This is a genomic window from Flavobacterium sp. (genome assembly GCF_049590715.1).
Classification (GTDB): domain Bacteria; phylum Bacteroidota; class Bacteroidia; order Flavobacteriales; family Flavobacteriaceae; genus Flavobacterium.
Genome location: NZ_JBAWDL010000064.1, coordinates 1 through 10,955, shown reverse-complemented (window position 1 = coordinate 10,955; position 10,955 = coordinate 1). Strand labels below are relative to the sequence as shown.

11 protein-coding genes are annotated in these 10,955 nt (G+C 33.6%); 6 read left to right on the top strand and 5 right to left on the bottom strand.

Annotation, left to right across the window (positions count from 1 at the left end; genetic code table 11):
• Positions 1-617, bottom strand: a 617-nt coding sequence (locus WBQ70_RS03215; protein ID WP_423910476.1) for a biotin/lipoyl-containing protein, incomplete at its 3' end; no start/stop codon positions are given.
• Between the two features lie 154 nt (positions 618-771).
• Entirely contained in the window at positions 772-3,552 is a 2,781-nt protein-coding gene (locus tag WBQ70_RS03210; RefSeq protein WP_423910473.1) for a 2-oxoglutarate dehydrogenase E1 component, read from the bottom strand.
• A gap of 117 nt (positions 3,553-3,669) precedes the next feature.
• On the opposite strand from WBQ70_RS03210, the gene WBQ70_RS03205 reads away from it, so the two are divergent.
• Positions 3,670-4,203: a hypothetical protein gene (locus tag WBQ70_RS03205; protein ID WP_423910471.1), complete on the top strand. Its 534-nt coding sequence runs from the start codon at positions 3,670-3,672 to the stop codon at positions 4,201-4,203.
• A gap of 113 nt (positions 4,204-4,316) precedes the next feature.
• Here WBQ70_RS03205 and WBQ70_RS03200 read toward each other — a convergent pair whose 3' ends face one another.
• Genes WBQ70_RS03200 through WBQ70_RS03190 form a run of 3 tightly spaced genes read right to left on the bottom strand, consistent with a single transcriptional unit; the run spans position 4,317 to position 6,408 of the window.
• Positions 4,317-4,673 (bottom strand): hypothetical protein, encoded by a 357-nt coding sequence (locus WBQ70_RS03200; RefSeq protein WP_423910468.1) that lies wholly within the window; start codon positions 4,671-4,673, stop codon positions 4,317-4,319.
• Positions 4,674-5,399 (bottom strand): hypothetical protein, encoded by a 726-nt coding sequence (locus WBQ70_RS03195; protein WP_423910465.1) that lies wholly within the window; start codon positions 5,397-5,399, stop codon positions 4,674-4,676.
• A gap of 34 nt (positions 5,400-5,433) precedes the next feature.
• Positions 5,434-6,408 carry a polyprenyl synthetase family protein gene (locus WBQ70_RS03190; RefSeq protein ID WP_423910462.1) on the bottom strand — a complete coding sequence of 325 codons (975 nt, stop codon included), beginning with the start codon at positions 6,406-6,408 and terminating at the stop codon, positions 5,434-5,436.
• A 185-nt stretch (positions 6,409-6,593) separates the two neighbouring features.
• Here WBQ70_RS03190 and WBQ70_RS03185 point away from each other — a divergent pair, with 185 nt between their 5' ends.
• The 5 genes from WBQ70_RS03185 to WBQ70_RS03165 all read left to right on the top strand — a co-directional run.
• Positions 6,594-7,115, top strand: coding sequence for a YceI family protein (locus WBQ70_RS03185; RefSeq protein WP_423910459.1), 522 nt, complete (start codon positions 6,594-6,596; stop codon positions 7,113-7,115).
• A gap of 22 nt (positions 7,116-7,137) precedes the next feature.
• Positions 7,138-7,734, top strand: coding sequence for a TetR/AcrR family transcriptional regulator (locus WBQ70_RS03180; RefSeq protein WP_423910457.1), 597 nt, complete (start codon positions 7,138-7,140; stop codon positions 7,732-7,734).
• Positions 7,731-9,077: a TolC family protein gene (locus WBQ70_RS03175; protein WP_423910454.1), complete on the top strand. Its 1,347-nt coding sequence runs from the start codon at positions 7,731-7,733 to the stop codon at positions 9,075-9,077. The genes WBQ70_RS03180 and WBQ70_RS03175 overlap by 4 nt, the downstream gene beginning before the upstream one ends.
• A 27-nt stretch (positions 9,078-9,104) precedes the next feature.
• Positions 9,105-10,268 (top strand): efflux RND transporter periplasmic adaptor subunit, encoded by a 1,164-nt coding sequence (locus WBQ70_RS03170; RefSeq protein WP_423910452.1) that lies wholly within the window; start codon positions 9,105-9,107, stop codon positions 10,266-10,268.
• A gap of 7 nt (positions 10,269-10,275) precedes the next feature.
• Positions 10,276-10,955 (top strand): efflux RND transporter permease subunit (locus WBQ70_RS03165; protein ID WP_423910449.1); only part of this gene is annotated, 680 nt, incomplete at its 3' end.

Genomic DNA, 10,955 nt, shown 5'->3' with positions numbered 1-10,955 from the left:
TTGATTGGCGTCATGTTTACTTCGTTGAAAGTAGTTAACATGGCAGTTTCGTTTTTAGCAGCTACTAAACGTTCAGCTACTTTACGACGCAACATGGATAATTTAGTACGCTCTTGTCCACGGCTTCCACCTGTAGGAGTTCCCATTGATGGTACTGCATTTACAGCATCGTCTTTAGTGATTCTTCCTGCTTTTCCCGTTCCTGAAACAGATGCTGGAGCGATATTTTTTTCGTCTAATATTTTTTTAGCTGCTGGTGATGGCGTACCTGAAGCATACGTTGCTGCTGGTGCTGCCGGAGCTGCAACTGGTGCTGGTGCCGCTTTTGGTGCGTCAGCTACTGGAGCTGCTGCTGCTGGCGCAGAACCTTCTGGTTTTGCTGCTGCAGTATCGATAAGACAAACTACTGCTCCTACTGCTACTGCGTCCCCTTCTTCTGCTTTTAGGGTAATAATACCGCTTGCTTCTGCAGGTAATTCTAAAGTCGCTTTATCTGAATCTACTTCAGCAATTGCTTGATCTTTTTCTACATAATCTCCATCTTGCACTAACCAAGTGGCGATTTCAACTTCTTTAATAGATTCCCCTGGTGATGGAACTTTCATTTCTAAAATCATGTCCTAATATTTTAAATTATGAATTTTAATTTTTTAATTCTGAATCGTTATTGTTTGCAATTTGTTCTAGCCCTGATGGTAGCGGCATCCTTTTTCTTTTTTTTCTTTCAAAAAAGAAAAAGATATAGCGGACAGCAGGAAATAGCTCCAAATTTTATCTAAATAAATTTTTATCAAATACCATTCTGATAGCATCCGCATGACGACGTTTTGCACGTGTGTAACTTCCTGCTGCTGGTGCTGAGTATGCTTTTAATGATGCTAATCTCCATTTTACCAAATCAAAATTGGCTAACATAAAAGTATATGCCCCCATGTTTTTAGGTTCTTCTTGTGCCCAAACATAATCATCAACATTTGGATATTGTGCAATAATAGCTTTTAATTGTTCGATAGGTAATGGGAATAATTGCTCTATACGTACTACGGCTACATCGTTACGACCGTTGTTTTCTCTTTCGGCAGTGATGTCATAATAGAATTTACCTGTACAGAAAACTAATGATTTAACGTCAGCTTTGTTTACTGTCGTGTCGTCAATAGTTTCTTGGAATTCTCCATTTGCTAATTCATCCACAGTAGATACGCATCTTGGATCACGTAATAAACTTTTTGGAGAGAACACTACTAATGGCTTACGGAAAGTCGTTTTCATTTGTCTTCTCAACAAGTGAAAGAAGTTGGCTGGAGTCGTACAATCTGCAATGTACATGTTTTGACGACCGCATAATTGTAAGTAACGCTCCATACGGGCAGAAGAGTGCTCAGCACCTTGACCTTCATATCCGTGAGGTAATAACATTACCAATCCATTTTGATTGTTCCATTTGTCTTCTCCACATGAGATGTATTGGTCAATCATAATTTGAGCACCATTAGAGAAATCTCCAAATTGGGCTTCCCAAATAGTCAATGCATTAGGATTTGCTAAAGCATAACCGTAATCAAAACCTAAAACACCATATTCTGATAAGAATGAATTATAGATACGGAAATTCCCTTTTTTGTTTTCTATGTCGTTTAGTAAGACTACTTCTTCTTCAGAATCTTCTACTTTAACAACGGCATGACGGTGTGAGAATGTACCGCGCTCTACATCTTGTCCAGAAATACGAATATCATAACCTTCTGTCAATAAAGTACCATAAGCCAAAGTTTCGGCAGTACCCCAGTCGATAGTGTTGTTTTCGTATCCTGTCTTTCTATCGCCAACAATTTTAGTTATTTTGTTGATGAATTTTTTATCAGAAGGTAAGTGTGATACTGTTTCTATAATGGAATCTAATGTTGATTTGTCAACGGTTGTGTTAACTTTTTTCAACATCCCAACATCAGTAACTTGTTCAAAACCACCCCATTCATTTTGCATAAAGGGTGTAATAATTGTTAAGTCTTTTTTGCGAGAAGCTTCAAGATTGTGATCTAAATCGTCTTTGTATTCTTTTTCTAAAGTTTTAACCAAATTACCATCAATAATTCCTTCAGAAAGTAATTTTTCAGCGTAAATATCTCTAGGATTTCTATGTTTTGCAATTATTTTATATAATACTGGTTGAGTAAAACGAGGTTCATCACCTTCGTTATGCCCATATTTTCTATATCCTAACAAATCAATAAATACATCGCGACCAAATTCCATACGGAAATCCAATGCAAATTGCATCGCATGTACTACAGACTCAGCATCGTCAGCATTTACGTGTAGTACTGGAGATAAAGTTACTTTGGCAACATCTGTACAATACGTAGAAGAACGTGCATCAAGATAGTTCGTTGTAAAACCAACTTGGTTGTTGATTACAATGTGAATAGTACCGCCTGTTTTGTATCCATCTAATTGTGCCATTTGGATAATTTCATAAAGAATACCTTGTCCTGCAATTGCAGCATCTCCGTGAACGGCGATAGGCAATACTTTTGAAAAATCATCTTCGTAATATTTATCTTGTTTTGCTCTAGTAATTCCTTCTATTACGGCACCTACTGTTTCAAGGTGAGAAGGGTTAGGAGCTAAATTAATGTTGATTTTTTTACCTGATTTGGTAATTTTGTCAGCAGTAAGACCTAAGTGGTATTTAACGTCTCCGTCAAAATATTCTTGATCATAATCTTTACCGTCAAATTCTCCAAAAATGTCTTGAGTTGATTTGCCGAAAATGTTTGCCAAAACGTTCAAACGACCACGGTGCGCCATTCCCATTACGAATTGTTCTACGCCTTTTTCAGCTGCTCTTTCAATCAAAGCATCTAAAGCTGGGATGATTGATTCACCACCTTCAAGAGAGAAACGTTTTTGCCCTACATATTTAGTATGCAAAAAGTTTTCAAAAGAAACTGCTTGGTTTAATTTTGTTAAGATCCCTATTTTTTGCTCATTTGAGAATTTAGGTTGGTTGTCGTTTACATTTAATCTTTCCTGAATCCATTCAATGATTTTAGGATTACGGATGTACATGTATTCAATACCAATGTGTTGACAATACACTGAAGTCAAATGTGTAATGATTTGGTTTAAAGAAGAAGGTTGTAAGCCTAATAATTTAGCAGCATCAAAAACAGTATTCAAATCAGTTGATGAAAGTCCGTAGTTCTCTAAGTCTAAATTTGGAGAAAACGTTCTACGATCTCTTACAGGATTTGTTTTTGTGAATAAATGTCCTCTGGTACGGTAGCCTTCAATTAGTTTGACTACGCTAAATTCTTTCTGAAGTTGTTGTGAAACTTTTACGCTATCAACAGTTTGAGATGGAGAAGTTGAAACTTCTTTAGCGTATTGAATTGGATTTTCCTCGTTGTAGGTTTCCATTCCAAAGTCGAAACCTTGGAAAAAACTTCTCCAACTAGGCTCTACGCTATCTGGATTCTCTAAATATTGATCGTATAATTGTGCGAAAAACTCGGTATGTGCTGCGTTTAAAAATGAAAACCTATCCATAATGTTAGTGAATATACTTTTGTTAAATAGTTTGGCAAAAATACAATAATCCATTCTATCTGAATCTATTTTTTAAGTACTTTTACGTGAAGATTTGTTAAAAAAAAATACAAAACCATGAAAAAAAATCACCTTTCACGCATTTTAAGAATTTTTTTAGTTTTATCTAGTTCAATTTTAACAGCACAACAGTACAATAGAATTTCAAACAGTCAAAGTGATTTTTGGAACAAAGTACAATTTGGTGGAGGATTGGGATTAAGTATTGGTTCTGGTTATACGGATATTTCTGTGGCTCCAAGTGCTATATATAATGTTAACCAATATTTTGCAGTGGGTCTGGGTGCGCAATATACGTATGCTAAACAAAATAACTTTTACAGCTCTAATTTGTATGGAGGAAGTTTGATAACGTTGTTTAATCCCATTCGTGAAATCCAACTTTCGGCTGAATTGGAGCAATTAAGAGTGAATGTTTCTGGGATTGGAAATAATAATTTCACTAATAACTTTTGGAATACAGGCTTGTTTTTGGGTGCTGGTTATCGTAGTGGAAATGCAACAATTGGTGCTCGTTACAATGTTTTATTTAAAGATAATAAAGGAGCTTATAGTGACGCTTTTATGCCTTTTGTCAGGTTTTATTTTTAAGAAAGTTGCTAAGGTACTGAGTAACTAAGATGCTAAGGGGATGCTGTTTTTTGGAATCTCTAGAAATATATCTTGTAGTCTTAGCTTCTCAGGTTCTTAGAAACTTAGAGCCTTTATTTGAATTTATTCCTAAACCATACCTTTTGCCATTCTCTTTTCAGGATAAGAAAAGCAACTTGTTCAGCTAGAACAACTAAATCTGAACCGTCGAGTTTCTTTATTTCTTCTTCAGAAACATCAATGATGTAAAGCAAGTTCAGGTATTCAGCAAATTTATACTGAATCATTCGATAAATTTTTTCATGCAGTTGAATCTTTAGCTCTTCAGGTGAAATGCTTTTAGGGAAATCAATTCCTTCGTTAGCAAGATTAAAATCCTTGTTAATTTGCTCTACTAATTGAAGATATAAGGCTTCTTTCTCTGCTTCGATAAGCAATGATTCTATTGATTGAGGTGCAATGAAATTCATTTATTTTGTTTTTTTAGTATTCCATAAATCTACAATTTTAGCTAGAAGAACGTCACCACCAGCATAAAAAAACACGGCTCCCACAGGAGGGTTAGAGGTAGGGATGAGTCCAAAAATATTAGGAACCCAAGCCCAGCATTTAAAATAGGTTCCTACTAGTTCTATGAAAATGACGCAAAATGCAATAAAACAATAGAGGTTTTGCCATTTTTTTCGTTTTAATAAGAAAAAAAAGAGTACCCCAAAAATTAAAGAAAAATAATCCTTTAAAAGGATACCAACACCAAGAAATAAAGTAGCAAAAACCCAAAGAAAATATTTTCTTAAATGATATTCTTTTTTGACTGACCATAGTGTATGAGCGTATACGTAACCAGAAGCATAAACAATGGCATGTCCAAATGGGACGTATAACGGAATCATAGGTGTTCTGTATTCATACATTCCGAGTAATTTGCAGAAAATCAATTCTCCAATATAAGAGAGACCAACCATGACAAGCATCAATTTTCGTAGATTAACTCCTGACGAAAAATAAAACCCTATAAAGTAAAGAAGACCTAATGCATTAGTAATTTGTCTACCATCAAAATACTTTTCCGTAAAATAAACAGAATCAATTGCTAAAGCTAAAATCGTAAAAAGCGGGAAACATATTGCAAAAACCAGTTGTGATTTGGTATTTGTTAGATTGTCATTAAGTAAAACGGTTGCTGTTTTGCCCATTAGTTTGTGATTGAGTAAGAATTTCGATTCAGAATTAAGCTTTTCTCTTCATCAGATTTTCGCCAAAACTTCTTAGAATTTCTTTTTTACCATTTTCGATATTCATTTTGTTTAAAGTGTCGAAAGCTTTCAAAGTATATGTTTCAATAGCTTCTTGGGTTATTGTGTCAGCACCTGAACGGATAAAAATGGTTTTTACTTGTTCTATTTTGGTAGTGTTATCTTCTAGTTGACTTGCAAATAATGCTAGTAATTCAGCTTTGTCATTTGCTGTAGCATGTTCTTTTGCTTTGAGGTATAAAAAGGTTTTTTTGTTTTCAATAATATCACCACCAACTTGTTTTCCAAAAGTTTCTGGATTCCCAAATGCATCTAAGTAATCGTCTTGCAATTGAAAAGCTAAGCCTAAATTTAATCCAAATTCATAAATTAAATTAGCATTCTCATCAGATGTTTCTGCAACTATAGCGCCCATTTTCATTGCAGCAGCAACAAGTACAGCTGTTTTGTACTCGATCATTTTGAGGTATTCTGGTATCGTTACATCTATGCGGGTTTCAAAATCTACATCCCATTGTTGTCCTTCGCAAACTTCTAAGGCTGTTTTGCTAAATAATTTTGCCAGATCTCGGAAGATCACCGGTTCGTATTGCTCAAAATATTGATAGGCTAAAATTAACATAGCATCTCCAGAAAGTATTGCGGTATTGATGTTCCATTTTTCATGAACGGTTATATTTCCTCGTCTTAATGGAGCATCGTCCATAATGTCATCATGTACTAAAGAGAAATTGTGAAAAACTTCAACTGCCATTGCCGCTGGAAGGGCTTTTTGGTAGTTGGTATTGAATACTTCAGCCGACATCAAAGTCAAGACAGGACGCATTCTTTTTCCACCTAAACCTAAAATGTAACTAATGGGTTCGTAAAGATTTTTTGGCTCTTTATCAATGGTTTGACTTTTTAAATAATTGATAAAGAAATCTTGGTATTGCGATATGGAATGCATAAAAATAATTTTCGGCTAATTTACAGTAATCCTATTGGATTACAAACAGCCTTTATTAATGAAATGTTAAAAAAATGAAAATACAATGGAAACTATTTTGGTGTTAAAAGTTTCCTTCCTACATTTGCGCTCAAATTACTACGATTTATGTTGGTGGTTGAGATTTTAAATTAAAACAATGCGATATGGGAACTAAATGGACTATTGATTCGGAACAATCGGATGTGTTGATTAAAAACAAACACGCTATCGTTGCGTATATAGCAGGAACTTCGAATAAGTTTAAAGGGGATGTAGCTATCAAAGACGATTGTATTGAAGATGCAACTATTGAGTTTTCATTAAATGTAAATAATAACGAATCCAAATTAGAATTGATGGATACTTATTTGAAAATCAATGATTTTATAGATACAAATGAGTATCCAATGATTAATTTTAAATCCACCTCTTTTCAAAAAGTAAACAAGAATATCAATTTCTTAAAAGGGAATCTTACTATAAAAAATATTACTAGAGTAATAGAATTCGATACAGAATTTATTGGATACTCTTTTTATAATGGAATTAAAAAAGCCTCTTTTGAAATAAAAGGGATGATTAATCGCAAGGATTTTGATTTAAAATCAAATACTATTTATCAAATGGGTGGTATTGCAACAGGACAAGATTTATTATTAGAGGCTAATTTAGAATTCAAAGTGTAAAATAAATAAGAAAGAGAAAGTAATGAAGGAGAAAATCGTAAAAAAAGCAAGTGAATTATTTTTGAAACTAGGTTTCAAAAGTATAACAATGGATGATATTGCTTGTGAAATGTGTATGTCAAAAAAAACAATTTATAAATATTTTTGTAATAAAGAAGCCTTAATAAAAGAAAGTACTGCTCACGTACACAAAGAAGTGCACCAAATTATTGAATCGATTACTACTAGTAATAATAATGCAATAGCAGAGAATTTTGAAATTAGAAAAATGTTTAGTGATATGTTTCAAACGTCAGATACGTCTCCGATATATCAATTAAAAAAACATTATCCTGAAATTTATACGGAAGTTCTAGCAGTTGAAATTAGTGAATGCAGCCGATGTTTTCGTCAAAATATAGACAAAGGAATTGCCTCTGGCCTGTATCGAAGTGATATCAACATCGATGCTTATGTACAATTTTACTATACTTTAATATTTAATATCAATGAAAATATCAGCTCAGAAAAAGAAGCTAGGAAATTAGAACTAGCAGCATTAGAATACCATACCAGAGCGATGGCAACTCCCAAAGGAATAATTGAACTAGAAAAACAAATGCAAAACCAAATTTTATGATCAAAAAAAATTTACTATTCATCAGCTTCTTATTCTTTGCTCTTAGCGCAAAGGCACAAGAAACGAGTCAGAGCTATTCTTATAGTTTAGACCAAGCTATTCTCCACGCTTTAGAGCACAATTATTCTGTAATAAACGCAGGGCGTGATATTGAAGCAGCAAGGCAAAAAAAATGGGAAACTACCGCTGCTGGTTTGCCTCAAATTGATGGGAATATCAGTTATATGAACAATTTTTCTCTACAACAACAAGGGGTGACTGGAGGAGGTCCTTTTGGGGGAGATCCTGATTCTATATCTACATTTGCTTTTGGAACCAAGCATAATATGAATGCAGTAGCAACTTTAAATCAATTGTTGTTTGATGGTTCTTATATTGTTGCATTGCAAGCATCCAAAACCTATTTGAAGTATTATGAAAATGCCAAACGAAAAACCGATGGCGAAGTCAAAGAGATGGTTGTTAATGCTTATGGAAATGTTTTATTAGCACAAGAAAGTATTGCCATTCTAAAAAAGAATAAGACGACTTTGGAAAAAACAGTTGCTGATACTAAAGAAACGTTTAAAAATGGATTAATTGAAGAGGAAAATGTAGAGCAACTTCAGATTACTTTAGCATCTGTTAATAGTAATTTAAGCAATTCAACTCGATTACTAGATATAGCTTATAACATGTTGAAAATAACTTTGGGGATTGCTATTTCTGATCAACTGGTTGTTACTGATAAACTAGAAAGTCTGACTCAAAAAAATGTTGGTGCAGCTTTAACTCAAGAGGTTTTTAATGTGAATGAAAATATTGATTATCAAATTGCAACTAATTTTCAGAAACAAAGAGAATTAGAATATAAGTTAGAAAGAAGCAAAGCACTGCCAACGCTAGCTGCTAATGTTAATTTTGGATACAACTCATTTGCTAATGAATTCAACTTTTTTTCTACGAATCAAAAATGGTTGGACTACTCTAATCTAGGAGTGATTTTGAGAGTACCTATCTTTAGTAGTTTTGGATACAGAGCTAAAACACAACAAGCTAAAATTGCTTTTGATCAAGCTAAAACGCAATTAAATGAAGCTGAACAAAAATTAAAATTACAATATGCTACTTCTAAAAGTGAATTTGATTTTAGTATCGAAGAATATGCAACTGCCAAAAGCAATTTGGATTTAGCGGAAAGAATTGAAAAGAAACAACAAATTAAATTCACAGAAGGATTGTCGTCCAGTTTTGATTTTAGTGAAGCGCAAAGACAATTGTATTCCACACAACAAAACTTCTTGCAATCCATGATAAATATTATCAATAAAAAAGCGAGTTTAGAAAAGTTAAATAATAAATAATAATCAGCAATATAACAGATGTACCAAATGAGAAAAACTATTTTATTAACCGTATTTTCAATCGTGATGCTCTCTTGTGGAGGCGATAAAAAAAATTCAACAGAAGACGTTATTGCTTCTGGAAATCTAGAACAATTGAGATCGAAACGTGCTGATATTGTAAAAACAGCCGATGAATTGTCTAAGGAATTGAAAAAAATTGATGACGCTATCGGATTGATAGATGCGAATCACAAACAAACATTGATTACAACAACCACTGCAAAAGATAGCGAGTTCAAACATTATTTAGAATTGCAAGCACAGGTAGAAACAAAAGAAAATATTGTAGTCAATGCGCAATTAGGTGGGATTTTAGAGCAACTATCCGTTAAAGAAGGGCAACGAGTTTCTAAAGGTCAAACACTGGGACGAATTGACGACGGTGGATTGACACAACAATTAGCGCAACTTGAAATTCAAGCAACATTGGCTAAGACAACTTTTGAAAGACAAAAGAATCTTTGGGATCAAAAAATCGGTTCTGAAATTCAATATTTGCAAGCTAAATCAACTTATGAAGCTCAAAATAAATCGGTTCAACAACTTAAAAAACAAATGGCAAAAACAGTTGTAGTAGCACCTTTCTCTGGAGTTATTGATGATATTATCTCTGAAAAAGGAAGTGTTTTAGCACCAGGTAGTCCTGTTTTGAGAATTATCAATTTAGGGAATATGTACCTTGAAGCAGATGTTCCTGAGAAATACTTAAGCGAAATCAAGCGTGGTACAGAGGTTATCGTTAGTTTTCCAATGTTGAATGAGACTATTAAAACTCAAATTTCATTAGTAAACAACAATATTAATCCAGCCAATCGTTCGTTCAAAGTTCAGGTTCAAGTTCCTAATAAATCGGGTCTTATCAAACCAAATTTATCGGCTAAATTGAATATCAATGATTATTCGAATAAAAATGTAATCACAGTACCATTGAGTATTATTTCAGAAAATGCTGAAGGTGAACAGTACCTTTATATTGCTGAAAAAACAGCCGATTCTAAACATACAAAAGCCAAAAAAGTAATTGTTAAAACTGGTAAGTCACAAGGTGATTTAATTGAAATTTTAGAAGGAATTAGCGATGGTGATTTGATTATTAAAGAAGGAGCAAGAAGCGTAAAAGACGGACAAGTTGTGTCTATAATAAAATAAGAAAAAGATGAGTATTCCACCAATCAATCATAAAGAATTTAAATTTTCTTCTTTAGCAGTTGACAATAAAATGACGATGTATGTCATCATGGCGTTGTTCTTTGTATTAGGTATTTCGGCCTATTATGCTATGCCTAGAGAAGATTTTCCTGAGATTAAAGAGACTAAAATTTACATTAGTACGGTTTATCCAGGAAATACGGCCGAGGATATTGAGCGTTTGATTATTGACCCGCTTGAGGAAGATATTAAGAACGTGAGTAATGTGGTCAAAGTGGTATCTACTTCGCAAGAAGACTACGGTATCATTACTGTTGAGTTTGACGAAAAAATAGCAGTTGAAGATGCTAAGCAAAAAATTAAGGATAAAGTTGATGCTAAAAAATCAAATGAAGATTGGCCTACTTTCAATGGTGTGAAAGTGGAACCTAATGTATTTGATTTGAATCTTTCGGAGGAAATTCCAATCTTAAATATTAATCTTTCTGGAGATTATCCAGTTGAGAAATTAAAAGAATTTGGTGAATATTTGAAAGATGAAATTGAAGGTTTGAGCGAAATCAAACAAGTTGATATTCGTGGAGCGCAAGAGAAAGAAATTGAAATTGCGGTTGATATTTTCAAGATGGCAGCTTCAAAAGTAAGTTTTGATGATGTAATCAATGCCGTTCGTAATGGAAACGTGAC